This window comes from Mycobacterium sp. HM-7 (assembly GCF_053852335.1).
In genome coordinates, this window is the sequence record NZ_CM132657.1 from 5,206,022 (window position 1) to 5,227,797 (window position 21,776).

At 64.2% G+C, this 21,776-nt stretch carries 18 protein-coding genes; 7 read left to right on the forward strand and 11 right to left on the reverse strand.

Annotated features, from left to right (window positions below; genetic code table 11):
- The first annotated feature begins 42 nt into the window (after positions 1–42).
- On the forward strand, positions 43–1,419 hold the full coding sequence (locus ACWW1C_RS25140; protein ID WP_455980789.1) for an adenylate/guanylate cyclase domain-containing protein: 1,377 nt from the start codon (positions 43–45) through the stop codon (positions 1,417–1,419).
- On the opposite strand, the gene ACWW1C_RS25145 is transcribed toward ACWW1C_RS25140, so the two are convergent.
- From ACWW1C_RS25145 to ACWW1C_RS25170, 6 genes are all read right to left on the reverse strand, one after another.
- Positions 1,416–1,832: a hypothetical protein gene (locus ACWW1C_RS25145; RefSeq protein WP_455980790.1), complete on the reverse strand. Its 417-nt coding sequence runs from the start codon at positions 1,830–1,832 to the stop codon at positions 1,416–1,418. The genes ACWW1C_RS25140 and ACWW1C_RS25145 overlap by 4 nt on opposite strands.
- Before the next feature lie 82 nt (positions 1,833–1,914).
- A complete protein-coding gene (locus ACWW1C_RS25150) occupies positions 1,915–3,390 on the reverse strand; it encodes a M28 family peptidase (RefSeq protein ID WP_455980791.1) in 1,476 nt (491 codons plus the stop codon).
- Complete coding sequence (locus tag ACWW1C_RS25155) at positions 3,387–4,859, reverse strand: M20/M25/M40 family metallo-hydrolase (protein ID WP_455980792.1); 1,473 nt, start codon at positions 4,857–4,859, stop codon at positions 3,387–3,389. Before ACWW1C_RS25155 ends, ACWW1C_RS25150 begins: the two co-directional genes overlap by 4 nt.
- 44 nt (positions 4,860–4,903) lie before the next feature.
- On the reverse strand, positions 4,904–5,806 hold the full coding sequence (locus ACWW1C_RS25160; RefSeq protein WP_455980793.1) for a class I SAM-dependent methyltransferase: 903 nt from the start codon (positions 5,804–5,806) through the stop codon (positions 4,904–4,906).
- Positions 5,807–5,820: 14 nt separating this feature from the next.
- Positions 5,821–7,152 (reverse strand): glycosyltransferase, encoded by a 1,332-nt coding sequence (locus ACWW1C_RS25165; protein ID WP_455980794.1) that lies wholly within the window; start codon positions 7,150–7,152, stop codon positions 5,821–5,823.
- Positions 7,152–8,090 carry a glycosyltransferase family 2 protein gene (locus ACWW1C_RS25170; RefSeq protein WP_455980795.1) on the reverse strand — a complete coding sequence of 313 codons (939 nt, stop codon included), beginning with the start codon at positions 8,088–8,090 and terminating at the stop codon, positions 7,152–7,154. The genes ACWW1C_RS25165 and ACWW1C_RS25170 overlap by 1 nt, the downstream gene beginning before the upstream one ends.
- Positions 8,091–8,528: 438 nt before the next feature.
- On the opposite strand from ACWW1C_RS25170, the gene ACWW1C_RS25175 reads away from it, so the two are divergent.
- The 4 genes from ACWW1C_RS25175 (at position 8,529) to ACWW1C_RS25190 (ending at position 13,930) form a co-directional block, all read left to right on the forward strand.
- Positions 8,529–9,827 carry a lipopolysaccharide biosynthesis protein gene (locus ACWW1C_RS25175; protein ID WP_455980796.1) on the forward strand — a complete coding sequence of 433 codons (1,299 nt, stop codon included), beginning with the start codon at positions 8,529–8,531 and terminating at the stop codon, positions 9,825–9,827.
- A 13-nt stretch (positions 9,828–9,840) separates the two neighbouring features.
- Positions 9,841–10,758, forward strand: a complete 918-nt coding sequence (locus ACWW1C_RS25180; protein ID WP_455980797.1) for a pentapeptide repeat-containing protein — start codon at positions 9,841–9,843, stop codon at positions 10,756–10,758.
- A 100-nt stretch (positions 10,759–10,858) separates the two neighbouring features.
- Positions 10,859–12,916 (forward strand): hypothetical protein, encoded by a 2,058-nt coding sequence (locus ACWW1C_RS25185; RefSeq protein WP_455980798.1) that lies wholly within the window; start codon positions 10,859–10,861, stop codon positions 12,914–12,916.
- Between the two features lie 162 nt (positions 12,917–13,078).
- Positions 13,079–13,930, forward strand: coding sequence for a glycoside hydrolase family 16 protein (locus ACWW1C_RS25190; RefSeq protein WP_455980799.1), 852 nt, complete (start codon positions 13,079–13,081; stop codon positions 13,928–13,930).
- Here ACWW1C_RS25190 and ACWW1C_RS25195 read toward each other — a convergent pair.
- Positions 13,914–14,615 carry a hypothetical protein gene (locus tag ACWW1C_RS25195; RefSeq protein ID WP_455980800.1) on the reverse strand — a complete coding sequence of 234 codons (702 nt, stop codon included), beginning with the start codon at positions 14,613–14,615 and terminating at the stop codon, positions 13,914–13,916. The genes ACWW1C_RS25190 and ACWW1C_RS25195 overlap by 17 nt on opposite strands.
- A 410-nt stretch (positions 14,616–15,025) precedes the next feature.
- Between ACWW1C_RS25195 and ACWW1C_RS25200 the strand changes: the two genes are divergently transcribed.
- Positions 15,026–16,141 (forward strand): glycosyltransferase family 4 protein, encoded by a 1,116-nt coding sequence (locus tag ACWW1C_RS25200; protein ID WP_455980801.1) that lies wholly within the window; start codon positions 15,026–15,028, stop codon positions 16,139–16,141.
- Between the two features lie 21 nt (positions 16,142–16,162).
- Here the strand turns inward: ACWW1C_RS25200 and ACWW1C_RS25205 are convergent, their stop codons facing one another.
- Both ACWW1C_RS25205 and ACWW1C_RS25210 read right to left on the reverse strand, forming a co-directional pair.
- Positions 16,163–16,909: a class I SAM-dependent methyltransferase gene (locus ACWW1C_RS25205; RefSeq protein WP_455980802.1), complete on the reverse strand. Its 747-nt coding sequence runs from the start codon at positions 16,907–16,909 to the stop codon at positions 16,163–16,165.
- 4 nt (positions 16,910–16,913) lie between these two features.
- Positions 16,914–17,744 (reverse strand): polysaccharide deacetylase family protein, encoded by an 831-nt coding sequence (locus tag ACWW1C_RS25210; protein WP_455980803.1) that lies wholly within the window; start codon positions 17,742–17,744, stop codon positions 16,914–16,916.
- Between the two features lie 274 nt (positions 17,745–18,018).
- Between ACWW1C_RS25210 and ACWW1C_RS25215 the strand changes: the two genes are divergently transcribed.
- A complete protein-coding gene (locus tag ACWW1C_RS25215; protein WP_455980804.1) occupies positions 18,019–19,140 on the forward strand; it encodes an acyltransferase family protein in 1,122 nt (373 codons plus the stop codon).
- Between the two features lie 20 nt (positions 19,141–19,160).
- On the opposite strand, the gene ACWW1C_RS25220 is transcribed toward ACWW1C_RS25215, so the two are convergent.
- Both ACWW1C_RS25220 and ACWW1C_RS25225 read right to left on the reverse strand, forming a co-directional pair.
- A complete protein-coding gene (locus ACWW1C_RS25220; protein WP_455980805.1) occupies positions 19,161–20,192 on the reverse strand; it encodes an SGNH hydrolase domain-containing protein in 1,032 nt (343 codons plus the stop codon).
- 267 nt (positions 20,193–20,459) lie between these two features.
- Positions 20,460–21,299 (reverse strand): glycosyltransferase family 2 protein, encoded by an 840-nt coding sequence (locus ACWW1C_RS25225; RefSeq protein WP_455980806.1) that lies wholly within the window; start codon positions 21,297–21,299, stop codon positions 20,460–20,462.
- Between the last annotated feature and the right edge of the window lie 477 nt (positions 21,300–21,776).

Below are 21,776 nucleotides of genomic sequence, written 5' to 3' on the forward strand. Positions count from 1 at the left end.
GGTCGAGATCACAACCGGCCCTACCAGGGTTATTCTGGCCTTGTGGCCCAGGCGCCGAGAACTCGCTACGCATCCAACGGCGACCTGGACATCGCCTATCAGGTGCTGGGCGAAGGGCCCGTCGACCTACTGATGATGCCCGGGCCGTTCGTTCCGATCGACTCCATCGACTCCGAACCGTCGATGTACCGCTTCTTCCGGCGGCTGTCCTCGTTCAGCAGACTGATCCGGTTCGACCATCGCGGCATCGGGATGTCGTCGCGCATCGGGACCGACAGCATCACCCAGAATTGCTGGGCCCAGGACGCGCTCGCCGTATTGGACGCCCTCGACGTCGAACGCGCGACGATCTTCGCGTCGGGGTACAACGCGATGGCGGCGCTCCTGCTCGCCGGTGAGCGACCCGAACGAGTGGACAAGCTGGTGATCGTCAACGGCGCGGCGCGGGCGACGTGGGCACCGGACTACGAGGCGGGTGCCCGGCAGAATCGTTCGAATCCGTTCACCACGGTGGCCCTCGAACCGGACGCTGTCGAGCAGGGCTTCGACGTACTGCACGAGGTCGCACCGTCGATCGCGGGCGATCGCGCCTTCCGAACCTGGTGGGACGCGGCGGGAAACCGCGCGGCGTCGCCGAGCATGGCCCGCAGATCGAGCCAGGCGCTCGTCGACGGCGACGTGCGCGACAAGCTCCCGTCCATCGTCGCGCCGACACTGCTTCTGCACCGCACGGACGCGACCTTCGTGCCGCTTGCCCACGGCCGATACCTCGCCGAGCGCATCGCGGGCTCGCGACTGATCGAGTTGCCGGGCCAGGACACGCTGTACTGGGTCGGCGACAGCACCCCGGTCCTCGACGAGATCGAGGAGTTCATCACCGGTGTGCGCGCCGGCGCCGACTCCGAACGTGTGCTCACCACAATCGTTTTCACCGACATCGTCAGTTCGACGCAGCACGCCGCCGCACTCGGCGACATCCGCTGGCACGCACTGCTCGACAACCACGACACCACCATCCGCCACGAACTCGAACGTTTCGGCGGTACCGAGGTCAACACTGTCGGCGACGGATTCGTCGCGATCTTCACCAGTCCCAGCGGTGCGATCAACTGTGCCGAGGCCATCGTCGACGCCGTGCTGCCGCTCGGTATCGAGGTGAGGGTCGGCATTCACGCGGGTGAGGTCGAACTGCGCGGCAACGACATCGCCGGCATGGCGGTACACATCGGAGCCCGCGTCTCCGCACTTGCCGGGGCGAGCGAGGTGCTGGTCTCCTCCACGGTGCGCGACATCGTCACCGGCTCCCGCCACGGTTTCACCGATCGTGGCGAGCACGACCTCAAGGGCGTCCCCGGGCGCTGGCGGGTGTGCGAGGTCGTCCGCGCCACGGCCGACGTACGAGTCGCCGAACCCCGCTAGTGCGAGGGCTGCTGTTGCTGCGGTCCGAAGTTGGAGCCCCAGCGCTCGCGCGTCGGGGTCTGATAGACGGTCGACGTCTGCACCGACGTCGACGTCTCCGTCGAGGTCTGCACCGACGTCGAGGTCTGGGTCTCGGTCTGGGTGGCCGTCTCCGTGTTGGTCACCGTCTCCGGAGCAGGTGCGGGCGCCTGCTGCTGGCCACCGCCGCCCGCGCTGCCGCCGCCACCACCACCGCCACCACTGTGGTGCTGCTTGGCTTCGGTCGTCGTGGTGGTCGTGGTGCTCGACGGGGTGACCGTGACGGTGGTCGGGGCGTTGCTGCTCTGCGAACCGCAGGCGACGGTCAGCCCGCCCATGGCCAGGACGGTCATGGCGCCGGCCGCGGCCGACCACAGGCGATAGGTGCTTGTCATGGGCACCATTACTAGCCCCGCAACCTGGCAACCCGACTCTCAGACAACGCGATTCCGGTTATGAGGTCGCTGTGAAAACCGACTACTTGCCTGCTTGCCGGTGCCGCTGGTCGTGCAACGGCACGCCGTTGGGCCCGGTCAGCGACTGTGCGTAAGTGCCGACCGCAAACGCCACGGCCGGCCCGGTCACGGCCAGTGCGGTCCGGTTCAACTGCTCGACGGTGTCGCCCGTCGGCCCGTACGCGGGATCGAACGCGACGCCCACCTGCCCGCCCCACAACCTGGCCTGGATCGGCGACTTGCGTTGCGACGTCCCCGTCGAGATGCCTCCGACCGGAATACCGGCAGTGAGGAACGGACCGTAGCCGCTACCCAGATCCAGTGTCATGTCCGCGGGCCGCTTCCCGGCGAGATACAGATATCCGGCCAGGGTGCGCTCGAGACCCGCCGACCCCGCCGGCACCGCGTCGAGAGGGATCTCGGGGTTCGACTGGCCGGACTGATCCCCGTCGAACGTGAAGAACCCGGCGTTGGGTGAGCCGAGGATGTCGAAATCCAGGTACAGCGCAATGTCGTTCAGCGGTTCGGCAGCCAAGCCGCGCACGTACTTGGTGGCACCTTCCTGGCCGACGGCCCCCGAGCCCCAGAAAGTGAATCGCACCGCGTTCTCGATCTTCGGCGAACCGCCCAGCGCGACGGCGGTCTCCAGCAATGCCGACACGCCGGTCGCCGCGTCATTGATGCCGGCACTCGTCGGTGCGCTGTCGAGGTGGGCACCCGCCAGCACGACACTGTGCGGATCGCCGGTCTTGGTCTGGGCCAACACATTTCGTGATTTCACGCCGGTGTTCTTGGCGTCGAGCGTGAGTTTCACCGGCGCGTTGGTTTTCAGCAGCGCCGCGTCGGCGTCCTTGCCGATGATGCCAACCGGCGTGTTGAGGTGCTCGTAGTAGCCGGGACTAAACAGCCCGCGTGGGGCGCCGTTCGCGCTGGGCGGGCTGACGACGAGAACTGCAACCGCGCCCCGGGCCACCGCCGCGTTCTGTTTGTCGACCACCGAGCAGCCCAGGTCATCGACCACCGCGATGGCCCCGCGCAGGTTCAATGTGCCGTAGTCGTCGGGCGCGCAGCCGGCCGGCTTGACCGCGTGCAGGGTCGGCGCGCTCAAGCCACCGGGCGCGGTGGACGTGAGCAGCGACGCCTGCACGACCGACCATCGGCCGCCGCCGACGTCGAGCACCGGGTTGCCCGGCGCACCTCGGACCACGCGCACGTACTCCGGGGTTTGCACATCGAAACCCTTGTCCCGCAGCAGGTTCGCAACGTAGTCGACGCTGGCCTGGTAACCGGGCGTGCTGTCGGCGCGGGTGCCCTTGTTCTCCGCGGCGATCGCCGCGAACTTCTTCAGGTGGGTGTAGATACCGTCGGCCCCGACCTTGCCGGCCAGGTCGCGAGCGAGGTCAGGGGCGGGCGGTGGCGGCGGGGGCGGTGGCTGCGGCGGTGGCGCACACGACGCCAGGACAGCGGTCAGCAGACCGGCGGCCAGTACCCGCCTCATGATGCCGAGACCACGTGCCGGGTCCGGTCGGCACGGACCGGAACTCCGTTGCGGCCACCCAGATCCTGGGCGTACCGACCCACGCCGAAAGCCACTCCGCGGCCCATGATGTCCATTGCCGTGCGGTTGATGTGCGCCAAGTCGTCCGTCTTCTTGTGGTAGTTGGAGTCGAAAGGTTTTCCGGCAGTACCGCCCCAGAGCCGTGCCTGCTCGTCGTTCATGCTTTCCTCGTCGCCGGTGCCCAACCCGCCCGCCGGGATACCGGCCTTGGTGAAGGCGGCGTAGTCCGACCGTCCGTTGAACGGATAGTCCTGCGGCGGCTTCCCGGCATCGGACAGATATGCCGTCAAGGTGCGATCGATACCCGCCGAGCCCTCCGGGATACGCGGCACCAGGTCGTCGGCCAGCGGCGGGCCGGACAAGTTGCCGTCGTAGCTGAAGTAGCCGGCGTTCTCCGAGGCGATCATGTCGAAATTCAGATACAGCGCAATGTCTTTCAAGGCCTCGACGTCGAGGGACTCGATGTATCGGTCCGAGCCGATCGTGCCCTCCTCCTCGGCACCCCAGAATGCGAACCGCACCGCGTTCGCAACTTTCGGAGCGCTGCCCAACTGCAGTGCCGTCTCCAGGACCGCGGCGACCCCTGACCCGTTGTCGTTGATCCCGGGGCCGTCCTTGACGCTGTCGAGATGCGCGCCGACCATCACGACGTCATGCACGGACCCGGTCTTGGTCTGGGCAATCACGTTGCGGGTGTGCTCGGTCCGCACTCCGGCATCGAGTTTGAGGGTCACCGGCCCAGGAGCGGCACGCAGCCGAGCTCCGTCCGCTTTCGGAATGAGCACTGCCGGAATCTTCACCGTCGCCTTGGCGCCGAGAGTGCCCCCACGCACCGGGACGCCCGTGTCGTCGACGTCGTCCTTGTTGTCGGCCACCACCAGCGCGACGGCGCCGTGAACTGCCGCGGTCGCCTCCTTCACCGCGAAGGGGCACGTACCGCGGTCCACCAGCGCGACCGCGCCCTTGATCGGGAGACCGTCGTAATCGGCGCTGTTGCAGCCTGATCCGGGTCCACCCTTGACCGGCACCAAAGGCGCGGTGAGCCCCGGCGTGCCGACCGAGTACTCCAGCGCCCGCGCCGGTATCCGGGCGCCGGCGACCATCAGCTCGGGCGCGTTGTTGTACGCGACCTTGACTTCCATATCCGGGGTGCTGACATCGAAACCCTTGGCGCGCAGCGTATTCGCAACGTAGTCCACGCTCGCCTCATAGCCGGGCGTGCCGAACGCCCGGTTCCCGCCGTTGGCGTCGGCGATGGCCTGCAACTTGGCCAGGTGACCGGTCGTCGCGTCGACGGTCACGCTCTTGGAGAGTTCCGCGGCGAAGTCGTCAGCCGTGGGTGCCGACCGCCCACACCCCGAGATCCCGACGGCCAGCACGAGCGCAAGCGCGACGGGGGTACGGACCATGGGCACCACCGTAGCGTGAAGGTGGAGCGCTGTGGCCCATCCCGCTAGTGGTGCCGCGGGCCGGGTCGCCTCAGCACATATCGGAGGAGGGTCGCCTCCGCGTCGCCCGAGCTCAACCCGTACTCGGAATGCACCGTGATACCGCGGAGCGGTTCGTTGATGATGCCGCAGTCGACGATCTCGAAGTCGGCTTGAGTGAACATCGAATCCCACTGCCGCCGCTGCACCCGGTTCACGTATTGAACGGTGCTGTTGAACCACCGCTCCCAGGTGCTGGGTGAATACCGCAGGTAATTCTTGGCGGGCATGGCCGGATCGAAATACGAGAGGTGATCGGCCAGGTCGATCTGGTGAATCGCGTACCCGCCGGGCCGCAACAGCCGATACGTCTCCCGGATGACTTCCGGGAGGACACCGCGTTCCACATGTTCAAGAGTGTCGGCGCTGACGACGAGACCGTAAGACTCCGACGGCAGTGGACCGAGGGAGGCGTCGCGCTGCAGGCAGTACTCGGCCCCCAGCACCTGGTAGGCACTGTCGAAAGACTCGGCAGCCAGCAGGTCGTCGATCAACTCCGCCCCCGCCAGCCTGCGCTCGTCAGATAAATTCAGCTGGGGCAGTACATTTCGTAAATCTGACAGGTACCGACGGAAGACGGGCCACAGTCTCATGTCGTCGACATCGAACATCGTGGGCCGAACGTCCGCGAGTAACCTCATGACCACGGATTCGAAATGCACCCAGCCGGTACCGAGTTCGAGAACGCGATCACCCGCGACGACAGGTTGGTGCGCGGCGACGAGATTCGACAGGGCGACGGCACGGTCCAGATAGCGCTCCGGCAGGCCGGACCGCATCCGACGCATCGTCTCGACGGCATTGCCGAGCCTCCGGTAGGCGGTCCGGGTCTGCGGGGTCAGCGAGAATCCTTTGGCTGCTGTAGCCACGAGCGCGTACCGGATCACCTTGACGCCTCTCGAGAATTGATTCGGCGGGATCGCCAGCGACTCACGCCGTAGGCGAGCGGGCCGGACAGCATGCCGAGCTTCTCCCACCGGGCCAGTTCAACCGGCCAGTCGTCGGAGGGCCGGCGATCTCGCGTCGACACCGAGGACGCGGCGAAAGCGACACCTGCGGGCAGCCGGCGCAGCAGAGTCCCGAGCATCCTGGGCTCGTGCACGATGGAACTGGTCATGTACGCGCCGAAACCGACGCCATACCGAAAAGCCTGTTGGCGCAAGGCCGACATCTCTTGCGGGTGCCGATGCCACACCACTGCGGCAGGCTGATAGACCAATTGGTGGCGCACCACCACGCGGAAGAACGCGGCCAGGTCGTCGCCCCCTTTCGCGGTCGTTCCGATCCCGATCGCCGGGTCGAACCCGCCGAGCTCGCGAAGCACATTCGTATCGAAGGCCATGTTGGCTCCCGAACCCAGACGACCGATCGCGAACGGGAACAGCGGGTCATCCGGACGGTTGTTGCTCATGTCGTAGGTGCGACGTGCGAAGCCTTTGGCAAATCCGCCATGCCATTCCAGATTCAGCTGGGCAGGCGTTTCGAGTTCAGACGGCAGGATCAGACCGGTGACGCACCCGACGTCCTCGCCCGCGGCGAACCCTTCGGCGATGGCGGTCAGCCAATGCCGGTCGACGATGACGTCGTCGTCTGCGAAAGCGACAACGTCGGTTGCCGTCTCCTCGAGCCCCCGGTTGTGCGCCCACGACAAACCTCGTCGATCTTCCCGGATATACCGGACCCGGTGGGCGAATTCCTCGGTAATGACGATCTTCGTGGCATCACTGGAGGGATCGTTGTCGACGACCAGCACCTCGAATTTCGGATAATCGACGGCCAGCAGAGTCTGCAGGCACGCTCGCAGCGTGTCGGGCCGATCACGCGTGGCCACGATGACGGTGATCGCCGGCGGATCTGTCAGGACTGCGGTACGTTCCCGGCGGCATCGCGGCTCGGCTGACGGTTCGGCGCGGAGCGCGTCGATGCCGTCCTCGAACGACAGGCCGTCCGCCATGAGATGCGCGTTGATCTGCTCCCCGAGCGCTGCCCACACCGCAGATGAGTGCGCCTGCCAGGCAAGACCTTTGGTGCCGTCCAGGACCAGTGTGCCAATGGGCTGCGCATGCAGGCGTACCAGGGCGTAGATGTGCTGGTGCGGCCGCGTGGCGTTCGTCAGCGGGATCTCAGCCGGCGGGTCACTGAGCTCGATCTCGGTGCGCGCCAAGGGCAGTTCGGTAGTGGCGACTGCCCGCAACGGCAGGTGGTTACCTCCCATCACCACGGCTTCTCCCCTACCGAGCGCAACATCGAGTAGCCGTAGCCGACCGTGGTGACGACAAGGCCCACCAGTACGGTTGCGCTGCGTGCGCACGCGGCGCGACGACTGCCATGCCCGGCCAGGGCATCGCGCAGCCCTCGGAAGAATGCAAGCGGCAAAACACTTGTGACGTACCGGCGTTCGGTGCTCAACGCATCGGACGATCCGACCATGCCGCTCACCCGATGCTTCGACAGGCCCTCTGAGAAACATCGGTCCAGGAAGTACCCGACTCGTGCGCGTTCCTGGGTCACCGAGTGCCGAACGGCAATCGCGGGATCGAACAACAGCCGAGCAGTCGGACGCGCCTGGGTGAGTCGGATACACAGTTCGGTCTCTTCGCAGCCGATCGGACGCGACCCGACCCGTCCGACATCGACGTTGAAATCACCGACCTCCGCAAACACCGAATTGTGGAAGGACATATTGCATCCGATGAAGTTGCGAACGGGGGTGACCGTGACCGGCAGACCACGGTGACTGCAGCCGACCACCCAGTCGTATTCGTCGGGGAACCACGTCGGCCGGCCGGCACCAGGCCACACCGGTTCGGCGTAACCGCCTACGCCGGCGACAGTCGGATCGCTGTAGTGGGCACGGAGTCTGGCGGCCCATCCCGGCTGAATCTCGGCGTCGTCGTCGATAAATGCCAAGACATCGCGGCAGGCATGCGCGATACCACTATTCCGCGCACCGGACAGCCCTCGTACCCGCGAGTTCGCGATGACACGGTCGCCGTATCGGCTCGCCATGAATTCGAACAATTCGGCGTTGTGATCGATGACGACGACGACTTCATCGCAGGAATGCAGCTGCTCCAGGATTGCGTCAACGCAGTTGACGAGCTGAGCAATTCTGTCGTTGGTGTAGGCGCAGACGATGACAGACAGCGACACATCACAGTCAGGCTTGGTCGCCGTACCTCCTGGCAAACCATCGTTTCCGCTCGGCATCGACGACCCCCGTCGGCTTCCGTCGCACACACATCAACTGTCGCCCTGGCCCTGCGCGCTGGCGGAACTCGGGACAAACCCAGCGACGTGGCTACTGTTTCAGGTCACATAGTAGCTATAAGAGCCAGTTAGTGGGCAATACTGGCAAATATTTCAACCGGCGCAGATGTGCTCGCACCCCTTTCCAGGAAGCCTGCCGTACACCCACTCGAATCGCCGCGTCCGGTGGTAAGGTCAGCCGCGACGCGATAACGGGGTCGGATGAACACAGCAAACTTCCACCGCTTCCAGACGCCGCGGCGCCACGTGGCGCAGATGGCAGTCGGAATGGACAGCCGTCACCACCGCCCGGCCAGCCGCTTTACGGGTGAGTTGTAATTCATGACAAGCCTGCGCGTGCAATTCCGCGACGCCGTCCGCCGTCTCCCGGATACGCACGTGGCAGTGCATTCCGCAGCCTTGATAACCACGTGGATCATTACCGCCGCCACCGGCATAATTTTCTGGTCGATCGCCGCCAGGGTGATGTCACCGGAGCGACTCGGTGTCGACACCGCCGTCATTTCGCTGATCTCGACCGCGGGCATCGTCGCGGCGACCGGTACCGCGAACTCGTTCGTGGCCTTGCTGCCGGCCCCGGGGTGCGACCGGCAGAAACGACTGGCTGACGGCTACCTCATCGTCGGGCTGCTTTCCACGGTGATCGGTGCGGCGATGGGCGTCGTCGCATCAGCGACCCTCCATCTGGACCTCGTCACTGCCATGTGCTGGACCACGGTCGGCTCGGTGGCGGCCGCCGTATACATCTTGAAGGACTCGGCCCTTGTCGGACTTGGTGGCACACCGAAACTGCTCGGGCTGAATCTGGGTGCCAGCATCGGCAAGATCGGGCTGGTGCTCCTGCTTACGTCGCAGGTTTCGCATCCCGCCGTCCTGGCAACTGTCGTGTCGTCGGCCGTCGCCAGCACGGTGGCGCTCGGGGTCGTGATTCCGCGACTCCTTTCGTCAAGCACTTCTGATTCGTCGGCCGGCGCGGCCTCCGGACCCACCAGACGGGACCTCGCGATCTTCTCTGTTCGCGACGGGGCCGGCAGCGCGATGGCCAACGGGGTGTTCCTGATCTTGCCGTTCCTCACCACATGGATAGCCGGGGCGATACAGGGAGCCGTTGTCGCACTGACACTTTCGTTCTCACTGTCACTCGAGTTGGTATCGGGCGGCGTTGGCACCGCGCTGACTGCGGGCCTGTCCGCGTCGCCCGAACGGTTGTGGGAGCGGGGGCGCCGGGCGTGGCTCATCACGCAAGCCATCGCGATGGTCACCGCCCTCGGGCTCGTCGTCGCCGGACCCGCGGTCGTCGCAATCCTCGGCGCGCAATATCAGCACCTGCCCGTGGTTTCTGTACTGGTCATTCTCACCGCCGGATCCGTCGCGCGCGTCCCGTTCGTCATCTGGTCGTCAGTCGTGCGTGCCATGGGCCGGACGGGTTCGATCCTGCTCACCAACGCCTTCGGGACCGCCCTGGCGATACCTCTCATCATCTGGTGCACCATGCAATGGGGCGCCGTCGGGGCCGCCGTGGGCTTGAGCATCGCCTCGACCGCAACGGGATTTATCGGCGCCGTCGGCATCCTGACCAACGAACGGTCTGCGATTCATCCGTCAAAGAACCGCGCATGAAATGGGGCCACCCGTGACCAGACCCAATCCACTCCGCCGGGCGTGGAACTTCTTCAACAAACCCGACCCGCCGTGGTGGATTCCCGCCACGGCCACCGCGCTTTTCATCGTGGTGGCTGTGGTCGGCGCGATGGCGATCGTCGACGATCGACGGGCCGATCGCGACAACCTTCAGCACGATGCCGACATGAACCAGGCCCAAGTGCTCGAGAACCTTCGGTTCGTCCGCGAGTACGCCAACTCGCAACGGCAATCGGCTGCCGCCCAGGCCGGCGGGACGAACGCCGGCAGCGGTCCGTGCCCGCCGTCGCGTCATCCGAGTGCCGCGATTCGGCAATCGTTCGAGAGCATCAACCTCTCGGGGCAGAATCTCGCCTTCCTGCAGCTGCCGAACACGAACTTCGCGCGGGCCAACATGGACGGCGGCCGTCTCGTCGGTGTCGTACTCACGCCCAATGTCGACCTGGCCGGCGCCTCCTTGATCGAGGCGATCCTCGTCGACGGCGATCTCAGTGATGCCAGCCTGGTCGACACCGACCTGACCAACGCCGATCTGCACGGTGCGCGTCTGTGCGGGGCCAACCTCGCCGGGGCGAAACTTGCGGGAGCGAATCTGAGCAATGCCGTGCTGACGGGCATCGACTTCAGCGACGCAAATGGCACGTGGATACCGCAGGAGGGCACGCCCGACGTCGGTTTCGTCGTCCACGGAAAGGTGAACCTCAGCCGCGCCGACCTCGCCGGGGCCGACCTCACCGGTGCCTCCAACCTCGACGCCGCGATGCTGTACGACATCTACTACGACAACGCGACAAAATGGCCCGCAGGCTTCTCACCCCAGCCCAGCCGTGAAAAGCGCTGTGTCCGCGCCGACAAGTTCAGCAACCCCGACAGCCCGTGCCTCGAGGGTGAAGAGGGGGCTTCCCGTTAGCGCGGAACCCGACCAGATGCGCCGGACGTCGTTGCGGCCGGGGCGGGGCCGGCACCGCTCCATCCGGGATACGGCTCGTCAACCACAGATGCTTGCCCAATTGGCGGTGCTTTCCGGTGCCGCAGGAGCCCTGTCCTCGATACCAACTGCTCCGGTACTGCAGGCGATGCTTCTCATCGTCTTTTCGGTGGCGGGCATCGGGAGCGCGGCATTGTGCTGGCTGGATCTGTCCAGACCAGCAGCCATCGCCGGCGTGATAGGGCTCAGCACAGCCGGTGTCATCGCGCTGGCGACCTCGATGAACTGGCTGAAGTTCTGGGCGCCGACTCCGTCGTGTGTGGTGATCTCGCTGCTGGTCGCCACCAGTGGGGTGCTGCGCCTGTGGTACCTGAGAAGCGAAGGCGACATCCCGTCACCATCGAAATCCATTGTGGCTCAGGATGTGAACTTCGGACTCGGCGAATCGTCGCGGCCGGCGCGCGAGCGCGGGATCACCGGCCCACTTGTCGTACCGTCGATCTTGATTGTGGCACTGTGCATCTGGGCACTTGCGTTGCCGGGGCTACGCCGAGTGACCGCGGGACAGTGGGGGCTGCTGTTTTCTCAAAGTGGAGTACTGCTGCTGCTCGCTCTCGTCGTTGCCGTCACCGGCTTTGTCGTCGCGATCGTGGCGCACCGCGAAATCATGGCCACCGTAGCCATTCTCGTTGCACTCATCGTGGATCGGGTGACCGTTCCGATGATCACCGAAGTACCTATCTACACGTGGACGTACAAACACATCGGGATTGTCGACTACATACTCAAGCACCATGGACTCCCACCAACCGGCGTAGATGTCTACAACCAGTGGCCAGGCTTCTTCGCAGGCATGGCGTGGTTCAGCGCAATCACGAAGTCCGACTTGGACGTCACCGCGCACTGGTTCGGAATCGTCAGCGATACCCTGCTGATTGTCATGGTGACGGCGCTGGCGTTGAGTTTCAATGCCACGATGCGCTCGGCGTTGGTTGCCGGGATGCTTGCGCTGCTGGTCAACTGGGTTGGGCAGGACTACTATTCGCCGCAGGCCACCGCGATAGTGCTGTGCGCATCGATTCTTGTGCTGCTGTCCTGTTCCAGAAATGTGCCTGCCGCCGGTTACGTCTCGGTGCCAGTGTTCGCGGTACTGGTGCCCACCCACCAACTCACACCGGTGTGGGTGGTGGCCGTGACGATTGCCCTGGCGGTGCTCAAACAACTGCGGCCCCGCTGGCTGGCAGCCGTCTACGCCGCCATCTTGGCGGCGTACCTGATACCCCGGCACCACGTGATCCTGCAGAATGGCGGCCTCGCCAGCTTCAACCCATTCGACAACACCAAAGCTGTTGGCCAGGGCCGAGGTTCGGACGGCCGCGTATTCAGCGTGATCATCGAGCAGAGTCTGTCGCTATCGGTCTGGGTGGGAGCCGCCGTCTGCTTCGTGCTGATCTGGCGGCGCACCAGGCCGCCGTGGGAGCTGGCCCTGGTGGCGTTTTCGCCCCTCGCGTTGATCCTGGGCCTCAACTACGGCGGCGAAGCGATTCTTCGGGTGTTCCTCTACTCGTTGTCGGGTTCGTGTGTCTTGGTCGCGCCGTTCGTCACTCGGGCGCTGGACTATCGGCCGCCGCAGCGACTAGGTGCGCTGATCGGGGCATGGCTGGCAATGACCATCGCGGCGGCAGCCGGCATGCAGGGGTACTACGGCAGCTGGACGTACGTCACCATCACCCGCCACCAACTCGAACAGAGCCGCGAACTGCTTGCTCTGAACGAACCCGGCATCACCGTCACAGTCATGGCGCCACCCGCGGGCTGGCCGGAGCGCAGCAGCGCCGACTACGTGAAGTTCGCACTGGCACAAGGTAACTACGACAATCCGCTCGACGACCTGCGGACGTCACTGCTCAAAGGCCTGCCGACGCCGGAGGCGATCGACAATCTCGAAGCGGTCCCCGCGAACGGGGCGCTCTACATCGTGCTCCCCGAACAAGTCTGGGCATACAACGCGTACATCGGACTGTTCCCACCGGGCGCGCTCGAGAGTCTCGTCGAACAACTTTCCCAACGACCGAACTGGACTCGAGTGATCGAAGACGAAGACACGTTGGCATTCAAATACGCTCCGCCACGGAAGTGAACGCGATCATGTCGGCCGAGACACAGAGGAGTCATCGATGAGTGGACGAGTTTCGCGAACCGCCTTGATATCAACGGTTCTCATGTGGTTGCTGGTCTTAGGTTTCGTCGCGCTGGGGATCTACGACACCATAGTCGGACACTAGATGTCAGGAAATGCACAATGCTCATTCGCTACCTGATACTCGCCATGGTGGTCATGCTGACGTCGTCTTGCCTCGCCGATTCAGCGCCCAGTGACCCCAACACCACCAATCCGATCAACACCACAACGCTGTCGAGCCTCCTGCCGATGCTCAAACTGTCCTCCGAAGACAACTTCGACGGACCGACGAACGCTCCGCCCGATCCGCGGCTGTGGAACACCGATGTGGGTAACCGATGGGGGTACGGCAAAGAGACACAGGCGTATACGACGGACCCCGCCAACGTCCGCCAGGACGGCCAAGGCCACCTCGTGTTGGAGGCAACCACTACCGATGGGCACGTGACATCCGGTCGGGTGAACACCGAGGGCAAGGCTCAGCTGACGGACGGCCTGATCGCGGCGCGCATCAAAATGCCTGCGGGGCAAGGTCTTCACCCTGCGTTCTGGATGCTCGGGAGTTCCCTGCGCAGCGCCGGCTGGCCGGCGTGTGGGGAGATCGACATCGTGGAGTTCGTCAACGACGGGTCGACTGCCTTTTTCACGATCCACGGGCCTCCCGGCGATCCAAGGCAAGCGGGACCGGATGGCGACGTCCAGCTGCAGTCGACGAAGTCGACGCCCAACCTGGTCGACGACTTCCACACGTACTGGCTGTACAAGCAGTCACAACGACTGATCATCGGCATCGACGACAATCAGGTCGCGGCGTTCAGCGCAAACCACCTGCGGCAGGGCTGGAAGTGGGTGTACGACGCCCCATTCTTCGCCGTTCTCAATCTGGCCGTCGGAGGCGATTGGGCCGGTGCACTGGCACCCGGTGTGCTGCCCAAGCAGATGGTCGTGGACTGGATCAAGCTCTATCAGTGAAGGCTGCAGACAGCGCGCCCTGTTTCCTGATCACCACGAGGGAGTTGTCCCAGAGCGCAACGCCCGGCCGGTGCAACTTGACGATCTGGAAGGAGAGCTTCCGGCCGCAATCCGCGAGGTACTCGGCATAGGCCTGCCGGTCCCGCATCGTCACGTCCTCGATGACATAGACGCCGTCGTCTTTCAGCAGATCGAAAGTGTTCTCGAACAGGCATTTCCCGGCATGGAACTCGTGCAACCCGTCATCGATGATGACGTCGACCGAACCGACCGGGAGCTCTGCCGTCCTCCGGAATTCCTGGACGCACTGCGCGTCTGTCTGATCGCAGTAGTAGGTCCGAATTCGGTTCTCGGTGAACAGGATGTCCTTGTCTATGTCGATCCCGACGATGTCAGCCTGTGGGAAGTAGTCCCGCCAGACCCTCAGACTCGCCCCTGGCCGGCCGGTGGCCCCCATGCTGGACGCACGACTCGGGTTGTTCGTACCCAAACCACACTCGATGACGGACTGCAGCACGTCCCGCTTCTGCTCGAAGAGCATCTCGTAGAAGTCGGTATATGTATGCGTTGGCCAGGTTCGCACATTGGCCTTCCCGCCTTTGGCCACTTCTCCTTTGTCACTGCCGTACCGATCACACAGGTCAGCGAGGAGGCTTGTCTCGTTTCGCGGGTACACGATCTCCATGGCAAACGGATTGCGCTTGCGCAAACGCCAGTCCTCGATGCGTTCGCGAACGGGCTCCGCCGCTCCGAAACGCCAAAAAATGCGTCGGAGCCTGCCGCCCAGAACCCGATCCAACTTGTCGGCAACTCGCATCACCACTCGTTCGTCCCCTCACCGAGAGAGTCGATGCCGTAATGGCATACAACCGATTCAGCCGACACATCCGTCGACACCGCCGGCTTGCAAATGCCTGAGCAGAAGGTCGTGCCAGCCGCTTCGACAGCAGGCTGATCGGCAACCGTCGATATCAGCCTATCCGCAGCGTATGCCGCTCGCAGAAGAATCGTGAGCAAACAATCAAGAAGGTGCAATCTCGCTCCTGCGACCCGCCTCTACCGATAACATCTGACAGGAGCAGAAAGAAGGGCTCAATGACTTCCGGCCCGCGAACACCATTGCGACTCGGTATGGTGACCGCCCGCGCCCTGCCAATGATGGGCGGCATCGAGACCCACGTTCACGAGGTATCCCGCCGGCTGGCCGCAGCCGGCGTGGAGGTCACGGTCGTGACAACCGATGCCGTTGGGGACCAACCCACCGACGACATGGTGGCGGGTTACCGAGTTCGGCGATTCCCCGCATACCCGCGGTCACGCGATTACTACCTCTCCCCAGGCTTGTTCCGGCACCTGGCCGCCGACCACTATGACGTCGTCCATGTGCAGGGCGTGCATTCCCTCGTCGCTCCGACTGCGCTCGCCGCCACCCGCCATGCCCGGGCGCGCTCGATACTCACGTTCCACACCGGAGGCCATCCATCCGCCCTGCGCGGGTCGCTGCGGCCGTTGCAGTGGCGCTTGATGACCCCGCTGCTTCGGTCGGCCACGGCATTCGCGGCCGTATCCGAATACGAGCGCCAGTTGTTCGCGAAAGTCCTTGGTGTCGAAGAGAAGACCATCCGGCTGATCAGAAACGGGTGCGAGCCGCTGCCGGTTGACCCGACCGCGGAAAGCGCGACAGGCAGCCCCCTGATCCTCTCAGTCGGCAGGCTTGAGCGTCACAAGGGTCACCAACGCATCTTGCGAGCCCTGCCGAACATCCTGGCCCAGGCACCCGACGCGCGACTCGTGCTCGTCGGCAGCGGCCCGTACGAAGAGCGCCTGAGAACCATCGCCGGGGAGCTCGGCGTCATCGACCGCGTCTCGATCTGTTCCTTTGGCCCGGAGCGGCGTTCGTCGATGGGCAAACTCGTTTCCGACGCCGACGTGGTCTGCCTGATGAGCGAGTGCGAAGCCCACCCCGTTGCGATCATGGAGGCCGTCGGCACCGGTACGAATGCACTCGTCGCCGACACCTCGGGGCTTTCGGAGCTCGGCCGCGCGGGGTTGGTGACGACCATCGCGCTCGATGCCCCACCAGCACAGCTGGCGGCCGCCGCACTCGCCGTTGCCGCCACGCCCCGGTCCGCTCCGCCCGCCCTTCCGACCTGGAATGACTGCGCCGAAGAGCTACACAGCCTTTACCTGGAAGTAGCGGGGGTCGGCTGAACTGCCATACCGGCGGACAATTCAGCCGCTAGCTTCGAGAATCAGCGACTCGACCCGGTTCGGGAGTTCACCGATCAAAGCGGCATGTCGATCGCCACCCAGCAACTCCGCGTGCTCGGATTCACCTGGTAGGCAACGTCGTATCTGCTGAAAACCCGAGAGCTGCAGCGCGTGCCGGAGGGTGGTTTCGTCGTAAAGGTAGCTGTGCCCCCATGACCTCATGACCCGGTTCAAGGCATGGACGGCGCTGTCTACTTCCTTTCGTTCGGCAGGCGAGCCGAATGTGCGGTTGCTCCACCGGACGTACTCCTGGACGTCCGGGTCCTCCGAATCAGGCAGCAGGCGAACAACTTCCAAGTCCGGTGTCGAGATACGCAGCACTCCTGCGGGGCACAGCGCACGTCGCGCTTCCGCGAGCAGCCGCAACCCGGCGTCATAGGAAACTTGCTCGAACATGTGCTCGCACAGCACATATCGAAACGATGCCGGCGGCACTGGCCAGCGTCGCACCGCGTCGAGGTACACGACCGACGGTTTCACCGGGACCAGATCGGTGCATAGCCATCCGGCAAGGGTCATGGCCCCGGAACCGAGCGCCAACTTGCGCTTGTCGGGAGGCGTATCCCTCAGATAGCGGTTGAGCTGACCACCTCGGCGGGCCCACCCTACGGCCTGCAACCCGAGCACCGCCGACCGGTGCACAGCCGGGATTCGCTGCAGTGCCTTCCCGGCCCGCTGTACTGCCGTGACCTGCCCGTCGATCGGCATCCGGTCACCGTCCCCGGCCGGTGCGTTTGGCCCGCGAATCGATCACCGCAAGGCCCGACACCGGACCACTCAGCCGCCGACTCCAACGCCACAGCTTCGTTTGAAGCCTTTCCGGATAGGGTGCTGTCCGCGCCCCCGATCCCGCCAGCCAGCCCTGCATCTGTTCAGTTGTGGTGGTCGCTTTCACCGTCAATCTGGCGAGGGCATAGATGTTGTCCGACTCCGAACTGAACGCGTTCATCACCGCGCACGCCGAGGTGTGGCCGGCTGCGGCAACGACCTTGCGCGTCCGCTCGCTCTGGAACCCGTGCGGGTAGGCGAAGCTCGGGATCGCCCGACCGCAGGCCTGCTCGAGTAAGCCTTTCGAATACCGGATTTCCTCAGCGACGTCACTGGCACGCATGGTGTCGAGCTGACGGTGCGTGTGGGTGTGCGCGCCGATCTCGACGCCGAGATGCGGTAGGTGGTCAAGCTGCGCCCAGCTCAGCATGGGGGCCGGCGGGAGAGCGGTTTTTGGGGGCCGTGGGCCACGCCCGCGCAACGTTCCCGTCGTCACATACAGCGTGCTCGGCAGGCGGCGCGTCGCCATCGCCTCTGCCGCACCGATGAAGTCGGCGAATCCGTCGTCGAAGGTGATGAGCAGCGGACACCGCGGCAGTGGCCGCTCTCCTGAGAGCGCGGCAGTCAGCTCGGAAACCGTCAACGCGGTCCGCCCACTGCCGGCAACGAGTTCCAGGTGGTGAGCGAATTCCGTCGGCGACACCGAGTAGGGAGCGATCCAGGGCGCCGGATCGTCGGAGATCGAGTGGTACAGCAGGATCGGTATCACCGTCACCGGCTCACCTCCGACCCTCTCCAGCAAATTCGGATACAAGCGCGATCGTAGCGTGACAGCATGGTTTCCATCGCCGCCTCCAGCAATTGATGCGACATGGCAACAGGCGCGGGCCACGACGGGAGGTCTTGTGGCAGCGAGAGAAAGCCGCAGCGCAGAGCCGTCGACCGCAGCCGTGCCAGTCATCGCGAGCCGGGCCCAGAACTCGACCGCCCAAGGTGCGACGGGGTCCAGAACCTCCACGTTCCGCAAAGACATCCACGGGATGCGCGCGGTGGCCGTGGCACTGGTCGTCTTGAGCCATGCTCACGTCCCCGGTCTCGCGGGCGGCTTCGTCGGTGTCGACGTCTTCTTTGTGATATCAGGCTTCGTCATCACCGGCGTGCTCGTGCGCGAAAGGGGCACGAGCGCACGCATGTTTTTGGCGCGCTTCTATGCGAGGCGCGCGCGGCGCATTCTGCCGGCCGCCGGCGTCGTCACGGTGGTCACGGTGCTCGCCACCTACGGCATCCTCGGTTTCATCCGAGGTTTCGCGACCGGCAGAGACGCCGTGTCGGTCGCGTTCTTCGCGGCGAACTACCACTTCATCTCCAACGGCACCGACTACGCCCTGGCGAGAACTCCCCCGTCTCCACTGCAGAATTACTGGTCCCTCGCGGTCGAGGAGCAGTTCTACATCGTCTTCCCTGCGCTATGTCTCATCGCTGTCTGTCTAGGCGCCCAGCGCTTCACCAGGACGCTCTTCGGGATGATGGCGGCGATAACCACCGCGTCGTATGCATGGTCCATCCATCTGACATCCGTCAACGGGACCGCGGCATTCTTCTCCAGCACGACCCGCGCCTGTGAGCTCGGGATCGGTTGCCTGACCTTTCTGCTCAGCCCTTGGGCGCGACGCCGGATGAGGGCCGAGCTGGCTGGCGCCGCAGGATGGCTGGGAGTCGGGTTGATCGCCTGGGCTGCAATTCAATTCGACCCTGGAACGCGATTTCCGGGTGCTGTCGTCGCCGTACCGGCTCTTGGGACTGCGCTGATCATCGTCTCCGGCCCGGCACCCGGCCCTCGCGGTGTAGCGGCGCTGTTGCACACCCGGTGTTTCCAGTGGATCGGGTCATTGTCGTACAGCCTCTATCTGATTCACTGGCCCGTGTTCACGATCGCCGAACAATATTCGGCGACGCCGTTGTCGGCACTCACGCGCGTCGGCTTGGCCGGGGCCGCAGTGCTATTGGCGTTGATCAGCTACCTGTCGATCGAGAAGCCGGTGTGGAAATCCCGCTACCTGTCGACTCGCCCGTTCCTGTCGCTGTGCATCTTCCCGGTTTTCGTCGTCGCGATCCTCGCGGTGGTGCTCGCGGAGCAGTACCGGGCAGGCTTGCCGCTGAGCCTCTTCTGACGCAGCGGCGCAGGCACCGGTTACGTCATCGCCGGACGCAGCGCTCCTTCGAGGACGCCCGAAAGGTACCGGGCATAGTCATGCGTGGTGTGGTAGATGCCGGCATACGCGACAACGCCCGCGATCACCACCGGGCAAGTCTGTGCACAGAACCAACGGGTCACGTCGACGAAAATGGCGCCCGTGGCGGCAGCTGCGTTCCTGAGGGCATCATTCGCGTACTCCGGAACCACTTCGCTCGCTTTCTGCGCGCACCGTGAAATATCGCCGGAATTCTGTGCGAGGCATTCGCCTGCCGGTTTCGTGATGTGCGGAATATCGCCGAGCAACACAGTTTTGGTGCCAGGCGGAAGCTGCTCGACCGTAGCCACCAGAGCATCGCGCCACATCTCCGGGGTGAACGTCCGGTCGGGACCGGCGATCCCCTTGTCGCCGTCGTACCAACCGGACAGCACCACCACATCGGGTCTCAACGACTTGATCTGATCCATCCGCCACTGTTGCCAGTCGTTGCACTCCGTCAGGTCACGTTTGAGCTGCCACTGGTAGTACGTCATGGTTGCGGGGCCGCAGTTGTCCTTGGCCAGCACAATGATTCGCCAGCCAGTCCTCCGCCCGACGTAGTCCAGCCCCCGTGCCCACATCGACGCGTTGGAGTCGCCGATCACCACCATCGTGTGTGCACCCGCCTCCGCTCCGACCGTGCACCGCTTGATGTCGGCGAGCGAGCTGACTTCGTAGTCGGGATTGCAGTCGGGCAATGCCCACAAACTGCTGTCGTCTTCGGCCGACTTGACGAGTTGATCCGGGGTGATCCACGCCGGAATATGTTTCGCGGTCTCCGCATCGTTCACCGCGGCGGCGACCTGGGCCTCGGTTGCCGGCACGCTGTCGAACTCCAACGCAGGCTTCTTAGCCGTGCCACCCGGTTGGCCGCAGCCGGCAATCGCGATAACCACGGCGAAGAAGGCGGGGTAGAGCAGCATGTTACGTCCCGCACGAGACCTACTCACGCCATCCTCCCTGATGCGTATGGACAGCAAGATATGCACGTGTAGCCGTTGCTTGTTCCGATGCACCATCTTGACAGCCGCAGCGCCTGAAGCGAAGATTCCCTTGAGTTGGGGGTGCCTTGAGTTCAGCGCAAAGCGGCGTCTGCATTTGTGGTCATGACCGCGCCAGCCACGAACACTACCGAGCAGGCACCGAATGTGGCTTGTGCGGCGACTGCCCTTGTTACCGTTCCGCCGGCACCAGGAAGCTGCGCTGGAAATTGGCAACCATACTCACGCGACGTTGATCTGCCGGCTTGAACAAGTTCATGCGCCCCGCACAAACACCAAGTCTTCCGCGTCCGGGGGCTTCACGGCCTGCAATCTTGCAACCCCGGCCGCTACCGAATTGCGATGCACGTGGCGGTCGCGGAATTCGGAGCCGATTGTGTTGAGCACACGCAATCCATCGGATACGGCATTGAGATTGCTGATCCCGTGGATCCGGCTGTATTCGTGGCTGCATACCTCGATGACGTTCAGCTTGCTACCGGCGACGCGAACGTTGATCAGAGTTTCTATCTCAAAACCGTCGCCCCACTGGGCGCACTGATCCGCGATGCTGGGTAATCGCATCGCGTCCAGGCATCGACGCCAGAACGCGTTGTAGCCGTAACAGAGGTCGGTGTACTGGGTGCCGAAAAGAACATTGACCAAGCCATTGAGCGCCTTGTTGCCCAGCCGACGGAACCTCGTGATGTCCTCACTGCCGCCGCCCTGGATGAAACGGGACCCTTTCGCGAAATCTGCACCCGCCATCAAAGCGCCCACGTAACTGGGAATCTCAGCGGGGTCGGTGCTTCCGTCCGCGTCGATCATGACGATGATGTCACCGGACGCAGCCGCGAATCCGCATGCCAGCGCGTTTCCTTTTCCGGTCCGGGTCTGGTCGATATGAACCGCGGCCGGCCATAATTCACGTGCTACCGCGGCCGTGTTGTCGCTCGACCTGCCGTTCACGAAGACAATCTCATCGACGTCGAACGGCATTCGCGCTGCCACGTGCGGTAGATTTCGCGCTTCGTTCAAAGCAGGGATGACGACCGAGACCGACGGTCGGACCGACAGTGGCGATGACGCGTCGCGAATGCAGCTGACGTTGTCCATCGAGCTCTCCTGAGCGAAGTCGCGGGTACCCGTTCCGAGGTGCATACATCGAGCCCGCGCCGACGAACCCGCGTCCGACCGACGAGACTTCCATCCCAGCAGAGATAGCTGATGCGGCGCTTGCAAACCCAGCATCCACCGAGCACGTCGCGAACACCGCACAACCATCGGATCGCAACGAGAGGAAAGAATTTCAGTCATCACCAGACCTCTTTTCCGGCCGCCCCGATGCAGCCGGTGAACTCATGTTCATCCTATTATGCGATTAAGTCAATGTTCGCTGAATACGAAAAACCAGCGCTCAGAAAACGCGTTGAACGAGCGTTCTCGGAAGAATTCTCGTCGACACTTCGAAGAAATTTTACCGACCGGAAGATTGTGGCAATGAATCATAACTTCGCACACGCCGCAAACCCTTCATTGACGCTGCCATCTGCGCACTTCAACGAGGGTTTTGCTGCGTGCGCTGACGAGTCT

Excerpts from the sequence above, each read along its gene's own strand:
- ACWW1C_RS25145 (WP_455980790.1), bottom strand. The coding sequence starts at position 1,832 with ATGACAAGCACCTATCGCCTGTGGTCGGCCGCGGCCGGCGCCATGACC.
- ACWW1C_RS25150 (WP_455980791.1), bottom strand. The coding sequence starts at position 3,390 with ATGAGGCGGGTACTGGCCGCCGGTCTGCTGACCGCTGTCCTGGCGTCG.
- ACWW1C_RS25155 (WP_455980792.1), bottom strand. The coding sequence starts at position 4,859 with ATGGTCCGTACCCCCGTCGCGCTTGCGCTCGTGCTGGCCGTCGGGATC.
- ACWW1C_RS25165 (WP_455980794.1), bottom strand. The coding sequence starts at position 7,152 with ATGGGAGGTAACCACCTGCCGTTGCGGGCAGTCGCCACTACCGAACTG.
- ACWW1C_RS25175 (WP_455980796.1), top strand. The coding sequence starts at position 8,529 with ATGACAAGCCTGCGCGTGCAATTCCGCGACGCCGTCCGCCGTCTCCCG.
- ACWW1C_RS25190 (WP_455980799.1), top strand. The coding sequence starts at position 13,079 with ATGCTCATTCGCTACCTGATACTCGCCATGGTGGTCATGCTGACGTCG.
- ACWW1C_RS25195 (WP_455980800.1), bottom strand. The coding sequence starts at position 14,615 with ATGGAGATCGTGTACCCGCGAAACGAGACAAGCCTCCTCGCTGACCTG.
- ACWW1C_RS25200 (WP_455980801.1), top strand. The coding sequence starts at position 15,026 with ATGACTTCCGGCCCGCGAACACCATTGCGACTCGGTATGGTGACCGCC.
- ACWW1C_RS25205 (WP_455980802.1), bottom strand. The coding sequence starts at position 16,909 with ATGCCGATCGACGGGCAGGTCACGGCAGTACAGCGGGCCGGGAAGGCA.
- ACWW1C_RS25225 (WP_455980806.1), bottom strand. The coding sequence starts at position 21,299 with ATGGACAACGTCAGCTGCATTCGCGACGCGTCATCGCCACTGTCGGTC.